Below are 17,494 nucleotides of genomic sequence, written 5' to 3'. Positions count from 1 at the left end.
GGCTATTGGCCGCAACGCGCCTCAATAATCCCCGCCGCTTTCCCTGATCACCTTCGTCAAGCTTCCCGTCGCCGGGAAAAGCGGGATGAGGCAGGCCTGTAGCGCGTGGTAGATATCGCCCTTGCCGGGGAACAGCGTGTGGGCGGGAACCAGATCTTCCGTCAACTCCTCATGCCAGCCGCCATTCTCATGGTCGATGAAGTTGTTGGCGATCGTGCTCCAGATGCGGCGATAGCTGTCTTCATAGAAGTTGTCCGCCGGCAGGTTCTCGTTGAGGAAGTGGGCAGCGCCCGCCGCCTCGGACATGGGCCACCACAGCTTTGACCGCTTGTCGGGATTGTCGTTCCAGTCGAGCGTATAAAAGAAGCCGCCCTTTTCCCGGTCCCAGCCGAGCGCCATGGATTGCACGAAGAGCGATTTTGCGGCCACCGGCATCCAGTCATGGCGGCGCTCCCCCAGCACCCATAATTGCAGGATGAGGCGCGCCCATTCCAGCCAGTGGCCGGGGGTGGAGCCGGAAGGGCGGAACATTTCGTTGCCGCGATACTCTTTATCGAGCGTCCAGTTCTCGTCGAAATGCTCCGGCACGCGGAAGTCCAGCTCGCCGGCGCGGCGGCGAATGACGAGGTCAGCGATGCGCTCCGCCTTGCTGAGGTAGCTATTGTCGCCTGTAACCTCATAGGCCGCCATCAGCGCTTCGGTCAGGTGCATGTTGGAGTTCTGGCCGCGATAATTCTCGATGGGCGACCAATCGCGATGGAATTCCTCGGCGATGGCGCCGTGTTTTTCTTCCCAGAAGCGGGTTTCCAGAACCTCGGTAATATCGGCCAGCATCCGGTCGGCCAGCGGGTGGCCGACGGTCTTGGCGGAAGAGGCGGCGAGAAGCACGAAGGCATGGCCATAACCCTGCTTGGTGGCGTCCACTGGGCCGGCATCGTTCACCTGCCAGAAATAACCGCCATGCTCGCCATCGCGGTGCCTGTTCCAGAGGTAGGTCATGCCGTGGTCGACGATATCGCCGCAGCCCGGGCGGCCAAGCAGGTGGCCGATGGAGAAGCAATGTACCATGCGGGCGGAAGCGTGAATGCCGCGCACGGGGTCGTTTGGCTGCAACGGCGCGCCTTTGGCATCGAGATCGAAGAAGCCGCCGGCAGGATTGAGGGCACGATACTGGAAGAAATCGAAAAGTCCCTCGGCCTGTTTTACCAGCCATTGGCGATGCCAGGGCAGGGTGTTCCAGTTGCGGCTGTTGTGATCGTCCTCGGGCATTCTCGTCCTCCATGCGGTTTGCTGCTTCGGCTTATATCCTTGCTGTATAAACCTGTCATCTGTCAGTGAAATTTCGTAGTCTGCCGCAACGACGCAAAGCCATGTCTGTCCCTTGAAGATATATTGACATAAACATATCTTTATGTGACTTGACGGCTTGCGATCTTGCAAATCGAAATGAGGAGTATGCCCGTGTTTGACGACCTGTTTGGCCCTGAAGGGGCAAAGCGCGACGGCGCGGAAATTTTCAAGGCGTTGCGCGATGCCGCCAGCGAACGCATCCTCATTCTCGATGGCGCCATGGGCACGCAGATCCAGGGGCTGGGTTTTGACGAAGACCATTTTCGTGGCGATCGTTTTATCGGCTGTGCCTGTCACCAGAAGGGCAATAACGACCTTCTGATCCTGACCCAGCCTGACGCTATCGAGGATATCCATTACCGCTACGCCATGGCGGGTGCGGATATTCTCGAAACCAACACGTTTTCGTCCACCCGCATCGCGCAGGCCGATTACGAGATGGAAAATGCTGTCTACGACCTCAACCGCGAGGGTGCCGCGATTGTCCGCCGCGCCGCCCAGCGTGCCGAGCGCGAAGATGGTCGCCGCCGTTTCGTGGCCGGCGCCATCGGCCCGACCAACCGCACGGCCTCCATTTCGCCTGACGTCAACAACCCCGGTTATCGCGCCGTCAGCTTCGACGATTTGCGCATCGCCTATGGCGAGCAGATCGACGGCCTGATCGACGGTGGTGCCGATATCATTCTGATCGAGACGATCTTCGATACGCTGAACGCCAAGGCGGCGATCTTCGCCTGCGAGGAGCGTTTCGAGGCCAAGGGCATCCGCCTGCCGGTGATGATCTCGGGCACGATTACCGACCTTTCCGGCCGCACGCTTTCCGGCCAGACGCCTTCGGCCTTCTGGAACTCGGTGCGCCACGCCAACCCCTTCACCATCGGCCTGAACTGCGCGCTGGGTGCCGACGCCATGCGTCCGCATCTTCAGGAACTGTCTGACGTGGCCGATACATTCGTCTGCGCCTATCCGAATGCCGGCCTGCCGAATGAATTCGGCCAATACGACGAAACGCCGGAGATGATGGCGCGTCAGGTTCAGGGCTTTGTCCGCGACGGTCTCGTCAATATCGTCGGCGGCTGCTGCGGCTCCACGCCGGAGCATATCCGGGCGATTGCTGAGGCTGTCAAAGGCTACAAGCCGCGCGAAATTCCCGAGCACAAGCCGTTCATGTCGCTTTCGGGCCTCGAGCCTTTCGTGCTGACCAAGGATATTCCCTTCGTCAATGTCGGCGAACGCACCAACGTCACCGGCTCGGCCCGTTTCCGTAAGCTCATCACCGCCGGTGATTATACGGCGGCGCTGGCTGTCGCCCGCGATCAGGTGGAAAACGGTGCGCAGATCATCGACATCAATATGGATGAGGGCCTGATCGATTCCGAAAAGGCGATGGTGGAGTTTCTGAACCTCATCGCCGCCGAGCCGGATATCGCCCGCGTGCCTGTGATGATCGACTCATCCAAGTTCGAGATCATCGAGGCCGGCCTGAAATGCGTTCAGGGCAAATCGATCGTCAATTCGATTTCACTGAAGGAAGGCGAGGAGAAGTTTCTCCAGCAGGCGCGGCTCGTCCATAATTACGGTGCGGCGGTCGTGGTCATGGCCTTCGACGAGGTCGGGCAGGCCGATACCTATGAGCGCAAGGTCGAGATCTGCTCGCGCGCCTACAAGCTCTTGACCGAAAAGGCGGGCCTGTCGCCGGAAGACATCATCTTCGATCCCAACGTCTTTGCCGTTGCGACCGGCATCGAGGAGCACAATAATTACGGCGTGGATTTCATTCAGGCCACCAGAACCATCCGCGAAACCATGCCGCTGACGCATATTTCCGGCGGCGTTTCCAACCTGTCCTTCTCCTTCCGCGGCAATGAGCCGGTGCGTGAGGCGATGCATGCCGTGTTCCTCTACCACGCCATTCAGGTCGGCATGGATATGGGCATCGTCAATGCCGGTCAGCTTGCGGTTTACGACAATATCGATCCGGAACTGCGTGAGGCCTGCGAGGACGTGGTGCTGAACCGCCGCGACGATGCGACCGAGCGTCTGCTTGAAGTGGCGGAGCGTTTCCGTGGCACGGGCGCCAAGGACACCAAGGTACAGGATCTTTCCTGGCGCGAACTGCCCGTCGAGAAGCGGCTGGAACATGCGCTGGTCAATGGCATCACCGACTATATCGAGGCCGATACGGAAGAGGCGCGCCAGAAGGCTGCCCGTCCGCTGCACGTCATCGAAGGGCCGCTGATGGCCGGCATGAATGTGGTCGGCGACCTCTTCGGTTCCGGCAAGATGTTCCTGCCGCAGGTGGTGAAATCCGCCCGTGTGATGAAACAGGCGGTTGCCGTGCTGCTTCCTTACATGGAAGAGGAAAAGCGCCTGAATGGCGGCTCCGAGCGCAGTGCCGCCGGCAAGGTGCTGATGGCCACCGTGAAGGGCGATGTGCACGATATCGGCAAGAACATCGTCGGCGTCGTTCTCGCCTGCAACAATTATGAGATCATCGATCTCGGCGTCATGGTGCCGACGACGAAAATCCTTGAAACGGCGATTGCCGAAAAGGTGGATGTGATCGGCCTTTCCGGCCTCATCACTCCCTCGCTGGATGAGATGGTGCATGTGGCTGCCGAAATGGAGCGGCAGGGTTTCGACATCCCGCTGCTGATCGGCGGCGCGACAACCAGCCGTGTGCATACGGCGGTGAAAATCCATCCGCGTTACGAGGCGGGGCAGGCAATCTATGTCACCGACGCCTCGCGCGCGGTGGGCGTCGTGTCGGCGCTTCTCTCGGCTGAACAGAAGCCCGCTTATATCGATGGTATTCGCAGCGAATATGCCAAGGTGGCGGAGGCGCACGCCCGTAACGAACGCGAAAAGCAGCGTCTGCCGCTGTCCCGCGCCCGTGAGAATGCGCACAAGATCGACTGGTCGGCCTATAGCGCCGTCAAGCCGCAGTTCTTCGGCACCAGGGTGTTCGAAACCTATGATCTGGAAGAGCTTTCCCGTTACATCGACTGGACGCCCTTCTTCCAGACCTGGGAATTGAAGGGTCGTTTCCCGGCCATTCTCGACGACGAAAAGCAGGGCGAGGCGGCGCGGCAGCTCTACAGCGATGCGCAGGCGATGCTGAAGAAGATCATCGAGGAAAACTGGTTCCGTCCGCGGGCGGTGATCGGCTTCTGGCCGGCCAACGCCGTGGGTGACGATATCCGGCTGTTCACGGATGAAAGCCGTAAGGAAGAGCTTGCGACCTTCTTCACGCTGCGCCAGCAGCTTTCCAAGCGCGACGGTCGCCCCAATGTGGCGCTGTCGGATTTCGTCGCACCTGTCGATAGCGGCGTTGCCGATTATGTCGGCGGTTTTGTGGTAACGGCGGGCATCGAGGAAGTGGCGATTGCCGAGCGCTTCGAGCGGGCGAATGACGATTATTCGTCCATTCTCGTCAAGGCGCTGGCCGACCGTTTCGCGGAAGCCTTTGCCGAGCGCATGCATGAGCGGGTGCGCAAGGAGTTCTGGGGTTATGCACCGGACGAGGCTTTTGCCGGCGAGGAGCTGATTGGTGAGGCCTATGCCGGTATTCGCCCTGCGCCCGGCTATCCGGCCCAGCCCGATCATACCGAAAAGAAGACGCTGTTCGCCCTGCTCGATGCCACCAATGCGGCGGGCGTTGAACTGACGGAAAGCTATGCCATGTGGCCGGGCTCCTCTGTCTCCGGCATCTATATCGGCCATCCCGAGAGCTATTATTTCGGTGTCGCCAAGGTGGAGCGCGATCAGGTTCTCGATTATGCGCGCCGTAAGGACATGCCGGTGGAAGAGGTGGAGCGTTGGCTCGGTCCTGTCCTCAACTACGTGCCGACGAACGGCGCTGAGGAAATCGACAGCGCTGCCTGATGTTCGGTGTGCTGCCATTCAATAAAAAAAGCGCGGGTCTTGCCCGCGCTTTTTGCATTTAGTCGGTGTTTAAGACCGTAACGCCGCCAGTTCCTCGATGCCGACATGGCTCTCCACCTCGCTGCCGCGCAGATAGAGGTAAAGGCCGATGCAGAAGGCGAGGACGGCGATGAAGACCAGATACCAGGCATGGGCCATGGGGTTGATGGCAAGTGCGGTCGTCACGCCAATCGGCGTCAGCCCGCCGAAGACGGCATAGGAGACGTTATAGGCGAAGGAGAGGCCGGAGAAGCGCACAGAGGCCGGGAAGGCGCGGACCATGACATAGGGCACCGCACCCGCCATGCCGACCGACAGGCCCATGACGCCGTAGAGCACGAACATGGTTTGAAGCGATGTGCCGGCATAGCTGTAGAAGGTGAAGGTGGCGATGCCGAAGAAGATGCTCGCCCCCATGAAGAAGATGCCGGAACCGATGCGGTCGATCAGCGCGCCGGCGATGATGACGCCAAAGATCAGGAACAGCGTGCCGAAGCTGGTGCCGGCCAGCGCCTGTGTCGGGGTATAACCGTAAAGCTTCTGCAGGAAGGTGGCCGTCATCAGCGTCGTGACGACGATGGCGGCCGAGAGAACCCAGGTCAGCAGGGCGGAAATGACCACGCCGCGCATATGGTGTTTCAGCACCAGCCCGAGCGGCAGCTTGTCCGTCAGCGATTTCGACTTCTTCATCTCCATGAAGATCGGCGTTTCTTCCAGCCAGCGGCGCAGATAAACGGCGATGAGGCCGAAAATGCCGCCGAGCAGGAAGGGAATGCGCCAGGCGTAACCGGCCACGTCCTCCGGTGTGAAGAGCGAGTTGATGGCGAAGGCGATCAGCGATCCCAGCATGATGCCGAAGGAAAGGCCCGATGTGAGGAAGCCGCAGGCAAGGCCAACGCGGCGGAAGGGGACATGTTCGGCAACGAAGGTCCAGGCGCCCGGCACTTCACCGCCAATGGCAGCCCCCTGCAGCATGCGCAGGATGATGAGCAGGATGGGGGCGGCCACGCCGATGGTGGCATAGGTCGGCATCAGCGCCATGCCCAGCGTGGAGAGCGCCATCAGCAGGATGGAGAAGGCAAAAACCCGCTTGCGGCCATAACGGTCGCCATAATGTGCCAGCACGATGCCGCCCAGCGGCCGCACCAGATAACCGGCGGCGAAGATGCCGAAAGTCTGGATCATCACCAGCCAGTCCGGCATTTCCGGCGGGAAGAACAGATGGCCGATGACGGTGGCGAAAAATACGAAGATGATGAAATCGTAAAATTCCAGCGCGCCGCCGAGGGCCGAAAGGCCAAGAGTTCTGTAATCCTGACCGTTGAGGGGCCGGGCTGCCGCCGGTGTGGTGGTGGGAGACATGAGGCTGCTTCTTTTCTAAATTACGTATTACTTATGGGCATGCGGCAAGCGCGGCGCGATTTCAAGCCTTACCGACGCTCAATCGCTCAGGTATTTCGAGGGACGATCAAGAAAGCGGCGCAGGAAACTGATGTTTTCCAGCTCGTCATAGAGGCGCTCGGTGATGCCGTCCGCGTCGAAATGATAGATGGTCGCCTCGGGAATGGCCAAAAGCACCGGCGAATGGGTGGCGATGATCAATTGCCCGCCGCTATCGGCGGCGTTGCGGATAAGGGCTGCCAGTTCGAGCTGCTTTTGCGGTGAGAGCGGGCTCTCCGGTTCGTCGAGAAAATAGAGGCCGGCGCCATGCAGCCGCTGTTGCATGATATCGAGAAATCCTTCGCCATGCGAACGTCGGTCGATGATATTGTTCCTGACGATCCTGCGAAACGTATCCGGGGTTTCTTCCGGAAAGTCTTCGCCCTTCTTGAGCGCCTTTTCCCGCTCCCAGCGAAAATCGTCCAGCGCGTTCTCGTTCTGTCGGCGAATATAACCAAGCACGTCTTCCGCGCGCATGAACATGCGGATTTTCGGATATTTCTTGCGGGCGAAATAGAAGGACTTCGCCACGGTCTCGGCATGCTGAAGATAGAGGTCGCCGGCAACCTGGCCGTGATTGCCGATGGCATAGGCCGTCATTCCCGCTGCTAGCCCCTCCAGCAGCGTCGATTTGCCAGAGCCGTTATTGCCGGCAAAAAAGGTGATCGGCGTCTTGAATTCGAGGCGTTCCAGATGGCGCAGCGCCGGAACGGAGAAGGGATATCCATCCCCTCCATCCGGTGTTTCCTTCATGGTTACGCTGTCGAGAAACAGCATGTCGCGGTCCTTGTATCTAATCCGTCATGTTCGCCGACGTTGCGCTCTGTCGCATCATCGCGGCGCTATGCTCAAAGCAATTGCGTGTGATTGCGGCTTAACGTGGGGCGCTGTTCGCGCCAATGGTTTGCAGCGTCGGCGGAGATACGTCATGCCGCATCGTTCGAAGTTCACTTTATTATAAATTAGCACAGTTAATTATTGTAATAAATCGATCAATATTAGATATACGCAATATATCTCTTAAATTTAAGATGTTATAGTAAGTATAAACTTCAAATTAATTCAGTAATGCCAGTTGTTATCATTCTCGTTGTTGTTGGAGAGAATGAATGAAGCATATTGCGCTTTTTTCGGTTGGGTTTTTATTTTCCGCGATATTCGTGAGCGAAGCTGAGGCGCGGAAGTCCCGGTTTTTTGCCATCCCCGGATTCGGCGGCGGCGAGACAATCGATCTCGTTTATGATCTGCCGGATAACACGCCTTTTCTTCGCGACGGGGAAGCATTCGACATTGGCTATCTCAACAGCGGGGATAGGAGCGGTTATGTGCTGTATCGTGGCGAGCGGTACAGCAGGCTCAGCGATGCGGATATCGCCAGGCTGAAGGCGACGCTTGGTTTTGATCCGACGACAAAAGACCGCATGGAGCGGGCGGCGAGGGGCAGCGACGCGCCCTGGAACCTCGTGATTATCATAGCGGTCGCAATTGCTGGTATCTTTGTAATTGTTCACAAGGGCATGCAGCTAGTGCGATGGATTTCGCGATTGGCGACGACCTCCGCAGTTGCGGGAAATAAGCGGCAGGAGGAGGAGGACACCCCCGACCCGCTGGAGGTCCGCAAGAAACAGCTGATAAACCGTCAATGGAGCGATAGCCAGACGGATCACGCGGCGCGTATCCCGGCAGCATCGCCGGCCCATGCGTCTGCCCGAGGAACCACTCCGGTCCGGACATTCGGACGCAGGAGCGCCTGAGCGGTGCGCAATCCCTAAACCTCAAAAGGTCTCCGGAGCCTGCACTATTCGAACCGGTCGATGATGCTGATGCCGCTTTCCCTGAAGCTGTCCATCGCGGGCAGGGCGGTGGCGGCATCGGAGAGGCTGATGTGGCGGCCGATCAGTTTTTCAGGCGCGAGCCTGCCGCTTTCGATCATCGCCAGCATGTCCTCGTAACGCCATGCCTGCATGCCGTGGCTGCCGTAAATCTCCAGTTCATGTGCGATCACACGGGCCATTGGAATGGCGGGCATGGCGTGATCGGCCAGCATCAGCCCAACCTGCACATGGCGGCCGCGCCGGCGCAGGTTGCTGATGGAGTTGCAGCAGGTCTGCGGGTGACCGAGCGCATCGATCGAGACGTGCGCGCCGCCGCCCGTCACTTCGCGTACTGCCTCGGCAACATCGGCAACCGAGCGGCTGTTGATGGTGGCGGTTGCTCCAAGCTGCCGCGCAAGTTCGAGCTTGTCTTCGGCAATATCGATGGCGACGACCTGCGCGCCGAGGCCAGCGCCGATCATGATGGCGGAGAGGCCGACGCCGCCGCAGCCATGGACCGCCAGCCATTCGCCGCCCTTCAGGCGTCCCTGATCGGTCACGGCCCGGAAGGAGGTGGCGAAACGGCAGCCGAGGCCGGCAGCGGTGGCGTAACTCATCGTATCAGGCAGATGCACGAGGTTCTGATCGGCATAGTCGATGGCGACATATTCGGCGAAGGAGCCCCAATGGGTGAAGCCGGGCTGGAACTGCGTTTTACAGACCTGCTGGTTGCCGGAGCGGCACTCATGGCAATGGCCGCAGCCGGAAACGAAGGGCACGGTAACGCGGTCGCCGGTCTTGAAGCGTGTGACGTTTTTGCCGACAGCGGCGATCACGCCTGCGAATTCGTGGCCGGGAACATGCGGCAGGCGGATATCCGGGTCGTGCCCCATCCAGCCGTGCCAGTCGCTGCGGCAGAGGCCGGTCGCCTTTACCTCGATGACCACGCCGCCATTGGTCGGTTCCGGATCTGGCAGGGACGCAACAACCGGGGTTTCGCCGAACAGTTCGTAAAAAAGCGCGCGCATCATGGCCTCACATGGTTGGTATGCAGGTTCGAAGTCATACCTGCTCTACCATGTCCCGCAAATGGGCGAAGCGGTTTTGCGTCTGGAAAAGCGCTTCAGTCCTTGATGACCATCAGGTCGCCGGCTGCGAATTTCAGCGTCACCTGCTCACCGACGGCGGGCGGTGCTGTGCCGGGATCATTGAACATGTCGAAAGACAGGGTCGAGCCGCCGAGATCGAGACGGGTGCGGATAACGGAGCCGAGAAACTGGCTGGAGGTGACGAGGCCGGAAATGGCGACGTCGCCTTTCGCATCGGCCCCGAGCGCGCCCGCTTCCGGACGCAGGGCAAGGGTGATTTTTTCGCCGTTCGCCGCATTGACCGGCTTGTGCAGGGTAATCTGCTGCTCTCCGACACGGATGGTGTTGGATGAGGAATCGACCACGGTGGCGTCGATCAGGTTCAGCGTGCCGACGAAGGAGGCGACGAAGCGGGTCGCGGGCTTGTTGTAGATATCGAAGGGGGAGCCGATCTGGTCGGCGCGACCGCCATTCATGACGACGATGCGGTCGGAAATCGACAGGGCCTCTTCCTGATCGTGGGTGACAAAAATGGTGGTGATGCCGAGTTTCTGCTGAATCTGGCGGATTTCCTCGCGCAGCGACACGCGGATCTTGGCGTCGAGCGCGGAGAGCGGCTCGTCCAGCAGAAGCACTTCCGGCTTCGGTGCGAGCGCGCGGGCAAGCGCCACGCGCTGCTGCTGGCCGCCCGACATCTGGTAGGGGTAACGGTCCGCCAGATGCTCCAGATGGATGAGCTGGAGCATTTCCTTCACGCGGGCGTCGATCTCGGCTTTGGGCTTGCCGGCGACTTTGAGGCCGAAGGCGACGTTTTCATAGACATTCATGTTGGGGAACAGCGCATAGGCCTGGAACACCATGCCGATATTGCGCTGGTTCGGTCTGAGCGCCGTCTGGTCCTTGCCATTGATGACGATCGATCCGCCGCTCGGGGTCTCGAAGCCGGCGATCATGCGCAGCACGGTGGTCTTGCCGCAGCCCGACGGCCCAAGGAAGGAGACGAACTCGCCCTTTTCGATGGCCATGTTGAAATCATGCACGACCTGCACGGAGCCGAAGGATTTCTTGATGTTGCTAAGTGTCAAAAAGCTCATGAAAATATTGTCCTCAGGCCTTGGGAGGCGCGCCCTTCTGGTAGCGTGAAACGAGTTGGATCAGACCCAGGCAACCCCAGGTGATGCCGAAGGAAATCACGGCAAGTGCGGCCGGTTCATAGGCGCGGTTTGCACCGAGCAGCTGCATGTAGGGGCCGAAGGCCGGGCGGTTCAAAAGGGCTGCCATGGTGAATTCACCGATGACGATGGCGAAGGTCAAAAACGCGCCAGACAGCACGGCGACCAGAACATTGGGCAGGATGATGCGCGACAGGATGGTGGTCCAGCCCGCGCCGAGGCTCTGCGCCGCTTCCGTCAGTGTTGCGACGTCGATGGTTCGGAGGCCGGTATCGACCGCGCGGTACATATACGGCAAGGCGAGCGTGGCGTAACCGAACATCAGAAGCAGGTTGGTGCCGAAGGTCGTGCCGGTCAGCGGCAGCCAGCTGGAGGTGTTGTAAAGCCTGATGTAACCGAAAACGATGACGATGGCCGGGATGACCAGCGGCAAAAGCGTGATGAACTCGATATAGGGGCGAAGATGCGGCAGTTTCAGGCGCACCCAATAGGCGGTGGGCACCACCAGCAAAACCCCGAAGACGATGGTGAATAGCGCCATCACCACCGAATAGCTGAATGTTTCCTGAAAACGCGGGTCGGTGAGCACCTTGCCATAGGCGTCGAAGGAATATTCTCCGCGCCGCATTTTCAGCGAGAAGTTGGTCATGCCGATCAGCGGCAGGGCGAAATAAAGAAGGCCGAAGACCAGCGCGCCCCAGGCGAAGAAACGCTTCATTTCAGCCACCTTTCGCTGCGGGCGCGCAGCCAGATATAGAGCGCATTGGCAATGCCGGTGACGACGATCATGCCGAAGGCAAGCGCGTAACCGAGATGCGGATTGCCGAGAACGTCACCACGGATCTGCGCGAAGAGCAGGATCGGCACGATGTTGAGCGAGGAGCCGGTAAGCGCGATTGCGGTGGCCACCGCGCCGAAGGCATTGGCAAACAGCAGCGACATGGTGCCGAGCAGCGACGGCAGCAGGATGGGGAAGGCCACCATGCGCCAATATTGCAGGCCGGTTGCGCCGAGAATTTCCGCCGCCTCGCGCCATTCGCGCTTCAGCCCGTCCAGCGCAGGCGTGATGATGAGGATCATCAGCGGTATCTGGAAGAACAGATAGGTGACGGTCAGGCCCCAGAAGGACAGGATGTTGAAGCCGAGCAGTCGGAGATCGATGCCGATCTGCGTCTTCAGAAATACGGTGAGCAGGCCGACCGGGCCGAGCGTCGCGATAAAGGCGAAGGCGAGCGGCACGCCGGCGAATTGCGAGGCGACGCCCGAAAAGGTCAAAAGCGGTCCGCGAATGCGCTGCGGCAATCCGCCCAGCACCACGGCGGCGGCGACGGCAAAGCCGATCAGGCAGCCGAGGGCCGCCGAGGCGAGGCTGATCTTGATCGAAATCCAGTAGGCCGCGAGAATGGAAGAGGTGAAAAGTCCGGCAATGTTTTCCAGCGTGAAGCTGCCATCGGTACGCTGAAATGCGCCGATGACGATCTTCATCGTCGGCATAATCAGAAACAGCAGAACAAAAACGGCAAAAGGTACGACGCCAATCCAGTGCAGCGGCAGTTTCCTGCCCGCGTCGGATGGTCCGCCGGTGTTGGTTGATGGCATCCTTGTCCCCAAACGCCGTTTTCAAACGGTCTGTATATAAAGGTCTACATCATAAAAGAAGCACCCCGGCTTTTGACCGGCCGGGGTGCGTTTTCAACAGTTTACTTGACGTTTGCGCCGACGACGCTGTCCCAGCCACCGGTAACGGCAGCCTTGTTGGCATCGACTTCCTCGAGCGTCGGGAAGATTGCCTTTTCATAGGCTGCTGCCGGCGGCAGGCTGTCGATCAGTTCCTGCGGAACCTTGCCGGCCTTGACCATGGCGTTGAAGCGGATCGGGTGGCAATAGCCCTTCAGCCAGCCAAGCTGACCGTCGTCGGAGTAGAGGTGTTCCATCCAGAGCTTGGCAGCGTTCGGATGCGGGGCGTAAGCGGAGATGCCCTGAACATAAACGCCGGCCAGAACGCCCTTCTCAGGAACGACAACTTCTGTCGGCGGGTTGTCGTTCAGCGTCTTCTTCCAGGACAGCGCGTTATAGTCCCAGGCAACGATGATCGGGGTCGCGCCCTGCGCCAGCGTGCCAGCCTTGCCGATGACCGGCAGGAAGTTGCCAGCCTTGTTGAGATCGGCAAAATATTTCAGGCCAGCTTCACCGGCTTCCTTGCCGGACTTCGCGCCAGTGGCAAGACCGGCGGCGAGAACGCCGAGGATAGCCTGGTTGGAAGCGCGCGGGTCACCGGCGAGCGCTACCTGACCGGAATATTCCGGCTTCAGCAGGTCGGCCCAGTCCTTCGGCGTGTTCTTGACGAGGTCCTTGTTCACGAACATCGACATGACGCCGTAATAGTCGCCGTACCAGTAACCGTCGGCATCCTTGACGTTGTCAGGAATTTCCGACCAGGTGGAGACCTTGTAAGGCTGCAGCAGGCCTTCGGCCTTCATCTGCGGACCGAAGGCGAGACCGACGTCGACGACGTCAGGAGCCTGCGGACCCTTGTTGTCCTTGTTTGCCTTCACTGCTTCCACTTCGTCGGCGGAGCCGGCGTCGGGGTTCAGTTCGTTGACGGTGATTTCCGGATACTTCGCCTTGAAGGAGGCGATCACGTCACCGTAACCGCACCAGTCGTGCGGCAGCGCGATGGTCGTCAGCATGCCTTCCTTCTTGGCGGCAGCGATCAGTTCGGCGCTCGGCTCAGCAGCAGCGATCGCGGTGGAGGCGATGACCAGTGCGGTGGTGGTAGCAAGCAGTCGGCGGCAGTGAGAGATCACTTTTTTCTCCTCTTCGTGTTCTCATATTGCGGACGCTGATACGGATTGTAGATGAAGCTAATGTGACGGTTGGATTGCAATTTATTTATCCGGATTCCGTCACTTTACGCCCATTTTCCGCCATCGTCAGGCTTTATGCCTGCAATTGCGGGAGAATCCCCTCATCATCCTATTGGTCAGATATGTTCCCCAGCTTGGTTTATTATCCTGTTTTATCGTGCTGGTAGCGATTACAGGTATCCAATCAGCGAGTGGCATCCGCGTCAAGCAAGATGCCGGCTATATAGTTTTCAACTTCGGTCCGGCCTGCGGAAGAGGCGTGTCTGCTCAAACAGACCCTCCAGCGCATTCATGCGCTCCTTCGTTTCATCCCATGTGCCGCTCTGCACCGCTTCGATCAGCGCTTCGACGACAAACAAGGTGACAACAGAGGAATCCCATGCCGACGGCGCCTCGATCTTCACACGGAAGGTGTGAAGCGCGTGACGCGCCACCGGCGATGTCCATTGATCGGTGAAGAGGATGATCTGCACGCCGTTTGCTTTCGCCACTTCGGCAAGCGTCGTCATGTCGTGTTCGTAACGGCGGATGTCGAAGATGACCAGCACGTCGCCGGCGCTCATATTCAGCATATATTGCGGCCAGGCGCTGGAATTCGACGACATGAGCGTCGTTTTCGGGCGGATCACCTGCATATGGGTGAAGAAATATTCGGCGAGCGCGCCGGTGATGCGCCCGCCGACGAAATAAATGCTGCGCTTGCGGTCAGAAAGCAGTGCCGCGGCATTGTCGAAGACGGCGGTGTCGAGATCACCAAGCGTATCGCGCAGATTGCCGGTGATGGCGTCGGCGAAGCGGTTGAGAATATGCAAGCCGGGTGCATTGGTGGCCCAGCGGTCGTGTTTGGCAATCGGGCCCGATATCGTCGCTTCCAGTTCCTGGTGCAGATGCGCCTGAAATTCCGGATAGCCCTTGTAACCGAGCTTCTGCACCATGCGCGCCACCGTCGGCGTCGAGACGCCGGCATTTTCCGCGATGGTGGTAATGCTACCGAGACCCGAGACGGGGTAGTTGCCAAGCAGGCTCTCCGCCAGCCGTTTTTCCGAACGGGTCAGCGCGTCGTAATGGGCATGGATGACATCCGACACGGTCGCCGTCGCGTTGCGCAAGTCTTTCCCCTTCCGGTCTTTCTGCCGGTGTATCGGCTAAAATAAACATCTGCGCCAGCTATAGAGTCAATGGCAAAATGAAGAGAAAATTTCAAAATTCCATTTGACACTCGCAATAATGTGAAGAATTCTTTTCGTCATTGGCGGGACGACGGGGTTCCGGGTGGGGTTCGTGCATGACGGTGCGTTCACGGTTTTTCACAGAAGCGGAAGGGCAGGCGGTTGGCGTCGAGAACGCCGCAGCGAAGGGCGACGTCCTTCTTGTCTGCGAGCACGCATCCGCCACCATTCCGGAAAAATTCGGCACGCTCGGTCTTTCGCAGGAGGTTCTTTCCAGCCATGCGGCTTGGGATCCGGGGGCTCTGGCCGTTGCGACGCTGCTGTCGCAAAGCCTTGATGCAACACTCGTGCATCAAAGGTTTTCGCGGCTCGTCTATGATTGCAACCGTCCGCCCGAATCACCTTCCGCCATGCCGGTGAAAAGCGAAATCTATGATATTCCCGGTAATTTCGATCTGAGCGAAGCGGAGCGTTTCGCCCGTACCTCCGCGCTTTACGTGCCGTTTCACGACCGTGTCAGCGAGATCATCGCCGAACGGCAGGCGGCCGGTCGCCGAGTGGTGGTGGTGACCATTCATAGTTTTACGCCGGTCTATCACGGTAAATTCCGCGAGGTTCAAATCGGTGTCCTGCACGATACCGACAGCCGGCTGGCCGATGCGATGCTTTCGGATGCTGAAGGCTCCGCGCTCACGGTCAGACGCAACGATCCCTATGGTCCGGAAGACGGGGTGACGCATACGCTGCGGTTGCACGCGCTGCCGGACGGACTTTTGAATGTCATGATCGAAATCCGCAACGATCTGGTCGCCAACGAACAGGACCAGTCGGCAATTGCCGGCTTTCTACACGAACTTATGGGGAAGGCGCTCTCATCAATCGATGAGTGAGGGAGCAAGGGTCGGCCGACGGTGAAAACACCGCGGCCGGCCGTCAAAACGAGACTGCTGCCATCGAATAAAAGCCGGCCATGAAGCCGAAAAGACATGCAGCGGCAAGGGAACAGCAAGTGCGTGCGGCACAGTGCGGGAAACCTCGCGAAGGTGCTGAAAACTGGGGCACAATCGGCCAATAATGGCTGACTGGCTTGTTTTTTTCTTATCAGGAGAGAAGGGCATGGACAGTTCATCATCAGGCGTCAGCTACAAGAAGGCTGACGCATCCTATTTCGAAAAACGCGGACTTTCCCGTTATGCGGGCGTGTGGTCGCTCTGGTCGCTCGGCGTCGGCGCGGTTATTTCCGGGCATTTTTCCGGATGGAATTTCGGCTTTTCCACTGGCGGCTGGGGCGGCATGCTGGTGGCGGGCATCATCATCGCCATCATGTATCTCGGGCTGACATTTTCGATCGCGGAAATGAGCCCGGCATTGCCGCATACCGGTGCGGCCTATTCCTTCGCCCGCACCGCCATGGGCCCCTGGGGCGGCTTCATTACCGGGCTTTGCGAGAATGTCGAATATGTGCTGACGCCGGCGGTCGTCGTCACCTTCATCACGGCCTATGTGAACTCCATTCTCGGGCTCGATCCGGCCTATTCACCTTTCGTGTGGATAGTCTTTTATGCAATTTTCCTTGCGCTCAACGTCTTCGGGCTTGAGCTTTCCTTCAAGGTCACGCTGGTCATCACGCTGATCTCGCTCACCGTTCTGGTGTTCTTCTGGATCAGCGCCATTCCAAACATCGATTTTTCGCGTTTTGCGCTCAATATCGGTGTCGGCCCTGACGGCAAGGCGGTGGAGCTGCCGGAAGGCGGCGGTTCCTTCTTCCCCTTCGGGTTCTCGGGCGTTCTCGCCACGCTGCCCTTTGCGGTCTGGCTGTTCCTTGCCATCGAGCAGCTGCCGCTCGCGGCGGAAGAATCGGTCGATCCGAAACGTGACATGCCGAAGGGCATCATCCTCGGCATGGTGACGCTGATGGTTTCGGCCTTCATGATCGTATTGCTCAACCCGTCCCTGCCGGGCGTCGGCGCCTTCCATCTCAGCTCCTCGCTCGAGCCGCTGCTTGATGGCTTCAAGGCGATCTATGGCGATGGCGGCGTGGTGGTGCTCGGTCTCGTTGCCTTGACCGGCCTGATCGCCAGCTTCCACACGATCCTTTATGCACAGGGCCGGCAGATCTATTCGCTGTCGCGTGCGGGTTATTTCCCGACCGTGCTGTCGATCACCCATTCCAAATACCGCACGCCATACGTTGCCAATATCACCGGCGCGATTGTCGGTCTCGCGGTCATGCTGGTCATCTGGTTCTCGCTGGGTGCGGAAGAGGGCGGCAGCATCATCGGCAGCGTGCTTTTGAACATGGCCGTGTTCGGCGCCATGTTCTCGTACATCATGCAGGCGATTTCCTTCATTCTGCTGCGGAAGAACCTGCCGCACATCGAGCGGCCGTTCCGCTCGCCCTTCGGCATTCCGGGCGCGGTGCTGACGGTCATCATCGCCATCGTCACGCTGCTTTACCAGATCCAGGATCCGAACTTCACCAAGGGCGTGCTCTGGGTTGCCGTCTGGTTTGCCGTGGCGATCGCCTATTTCGCCTTTGTCGGACGCCATCGCCTCATCCTGTCGCCGGAAGAGGAATTCGCGCTGGAGCACAAGCAGGCTGCGATTGCCGCAGCGGCTGCAAAGGCCTGATGCTCAAACGAAACGGGCGGCCGCATCCCGGCCGCCCGG

General features: G+C 59.3%; 13 protein-coding genes. 4 read left to right on the top strand and 9 right to left on the bottom strand.

Annotation, left to right across the window (positions count from 1 at the left end):
• Nucleotides 1–21 precede the first annotated feature (21 nt).
• Entirely contained in the window at nucleotides 22–1,269 is a 1,248-nt protein-coding gene (locus AC1ROR_RS08225) for an AGE family epimerase/isomerase (protein ID WP_498589096.1), read from the bottom strand.
• Nucleotides 1,270–1,461: 192 nt separating this feature from the next.
• Between AC1ROR_RS08225 and metH the strand changes: the two genes are divergently transcribed.
• Entirely contained in the window at nucleotides 1,462–5,235 is a 3,774-nt protein-coding gene (gene metH / locus AC1ROR_RS08220; protein ID WP_035220727.1) for a methionine synthase, read from the top strand.
• 69 nt (nucleotides 5,236–5,304) lie between these two features.
• Here the strand turns inward: metH and AC1ROR_RS08215 are convergent, their stop codons facing one another.
• Together AC1ROR_RS08215 and AC1ROR_RS08210 are read right to left on the bottom strand one after the other, a co-directional pair.
• The gene (locus AC1ROR_RS08215; protein WP_035220357.1) at nucleotides 5,305–6,636 is read right to left on the bottom strand and encodes an MFS transporter; all 1,332 of its coding nucleotides are present in this window, start codon (nucleotides 6,634–6,636) and stop codon (nucleotides 5,305–5,307) included.
• A 78-nt stretch (nucleotides 6,637–6,714) separates the two neighbouring features.
• On the bottom strand, nucleotides 6,715–7,491 hold the full coding sequence (locus AC1ROR_RS08210; protein WP_498589095.1) for an AAA family ATPase: 777 nt from the start codon (nucleotides 7,489–7,491) through the stop codon (nucleotides 6,715–6,717).
• Between the two features lie 332 nt (nucleotides 7,492–7,823).
• On the opposite strand from AC1ROR_RS08210, the gene AC1ROR_RS08205 reads away from it, so the two are divergent.
• Nucleotides 7,824–8,468: a hypothetical protein gene (locus AC1ROR_RS08205; protein ID WP_498589094.1), complete on the top strand. Its 645-nt coding sequence runs from the start codon at nucleotides 7,824–7,826 to the stop codon at nucleotides 8,466–8,468.
• A gap of 44 nt (nucleotides 8,469–8,512) precedes the next feature.
• On the opposite strand, the gene AC1ROR_RS08200 is transcribed toward AC1ROR_RS08205, so the two are convergent.
• From AC1ROR_RS08200 to AC1ROR_RS08175, 6 genes are all read right to left on the bottom strand, one after another.
• A complete protein-coding gene (locus AC1ROR_RS08200; RefSeq protein ID WP_498589093.1) occupies nucleotides 8,513–9,556 on the bottom strand; it encodes a zinc-dependent alcohol dehydrogenase family protein in 1,044 nt (347 codons plus the stop codon).
• 95 nt (nucleotides 9,557–9,651) lie between these two features.
• On the bottom strand, nucleotides 9,652–10,710 hold the full coding sequence (locus AC1ROR_RS08195; protein ID WP_003494792.1) for an ABC transporter ATP-binding protein: 1,059 nt from the start codon (nucleotides 10,708–10,710) through the stop codon (nucleotides 9,652–9,654).
• A 13-nt stretch (nucleotides 10,711–10,723) separates the two neighbouring features.
• A complete protein-coding gene (locus tag AC1ROR_RS08190; protein WP_003494794.1) occupies nucleotides 10,724–11,506 on the bottom strand; it encodes an ABC transporter permease in 783 nt (260 codons plus the stop codon).
• Nucleotides 11,503–12,387: an ABC transporter permease gene (locus AC1ROR_RS08185; RefSeq protein WP_003494796.1), complete on the bottom strand. Its 885-nt coding sequence runs from the start codon at nucleotides 12,385–12,387 to the stop codon at nucleotides 11,503–11,505. Before AC1ROR_RS08185 ends, AC1ROR_RS08190 begins: the two co-directional genes overlap by 4 nt.
• A gap of 101 nt (nucleotides 12,388–12,488) precedes the next feature.
• Entirely contained in the window at nucleotides 12,489–13,595 is a 1,107-nt protein-coding gene (locus tag AC1ROR_RS08180) for an ABC transporter substrate-binding protein (RefSeq protein WP_003494798.1), read from the bottom strand.
• A gap of 290 nt (nucleotides 13,596–13,885) precedes the next feature.
• A complete protein-coding gene (locus tag AC1ROR_RS08175; protein WP_003494800.1) occupies nucleotides 13,886–14,764 on the bottom strand; it encodes a MurR/RpiR family transcriptional regulator in 879 nt (292 codons plus the stop codon).
• A 176-nt stretch (nucleotides 14,765–14,940) separates the two neighbouring features.
• Here AC1ROR_RS08175 and AC1ROR_RS08170 point away from each other — a divergent pair, with 176 nt between their 5' ends.
• Nucleotides 14,941–15,714, top strand: a complete 774-nt coding sequence (locus AC1ROR_RS08170; RefSeq protein ID WP_080835259.1) for an N-formylglutamate amidohydrolase — start codon at nucleotides 14,941–14,943, stop codon at nucleotides 15,712–15,714.
• Nucleotides 15,715–15,940: 226 nt separating this feature from the next.
• Nucleotides 15,941–17,455, top strand: coding sequence for an amino acid permease (locus AC1ROR_RS08165; RefSeq protein WP_080835256.1), 1,515 nt, complete (start codon nucleotides 15,941–15,943; stop codon nucleotides 17,453–17,455).
• Nucleotides 17,456–17,494: the final 39 nt, after the last annotated feature.

Source organism: Agrobacterium sp. GW821-FHT14E08 (assembly GCF_058803865.1).
Note: the sequence above shows the minus strand (reverse complement) of the source record. Positions and strands in the feature narration are given on the sequence as shown.

Bases quoted from the DNA above. Each gene is read 5' to 3' on its own strand.
- AC1ROR_RS08215 (WP_035220357.1), bottom strand. From the start codon at position 6,636: ATGTCTCCCACCACCACACCGGCGGCAGCCCGGCCCCTCAACGGTCAG.
- AC1ROR_RS08210 (WP_498589095.1), bottom strand. From the start codon at position 7,491: ATGCTGTTTCTCGACAGCGTAACCATGAAGGAAACACCGGATGGAGGG.
- AC1ROR_RS08205 (WP_498589094.1), top strand. From the start codon at position 7,824: ATGAAGCATATTGCGCTTTTTTCGGTTGGGTTTTTATTTTCCGCGATA.
- AC1ROR_RS08165 (WP_080835256.1), top strand. From the start codon at position 15,941: ATGGACAGTTCATCATCAGGCGTCAGCTACAAGAAGGCTGACGCATCC.
- AC1ROR_RS08225 (WP_498589096.1), bottom strand. From the start codon at position 1,269: ATGCCCGAGGACGATCACAACAGCCGCAACTGGAACACCCTGCCCTGG.
- AC1ROR_RS08185 (WP_003494796.1), bottom strand. From the start codon at position 12,387: ATGCCATCAACCAACACCGGCGGACCATCCGACGCGGGCAGGAAACTG.
- AC1ROR_RS08190 (WP_003494794.1), bottom strand. From the start codon at position 11,506: ATGAAGCGTTTCTTCGCCTGGGGCGCGCTGGTCTTCGGCCTTCTTTAT.
- AC1ROR_RS08170 (WP_080835259.1), top strand. From the start codon at position 14,941: ATGACGGTGCGTTCACGGTTTTTCACAGAAGCGGAAGGGCAGGCGGTT.
- AC1ROR_RS08200 (WP_498589093.1), bottom strand. From the start codon at position 9,556: ATGCGCGCGCTTTTTTACGAACTGTTCGGCGAAACCCCGGTTGTTGCG.
- AC1ROR_RS08195 (WP_003494792.1), bottom strand. From the start codon at position 10,710: ATGAGCTTTTTGACACTTAGCAACATCAAGAAATCCTTCGGCTCCGTG.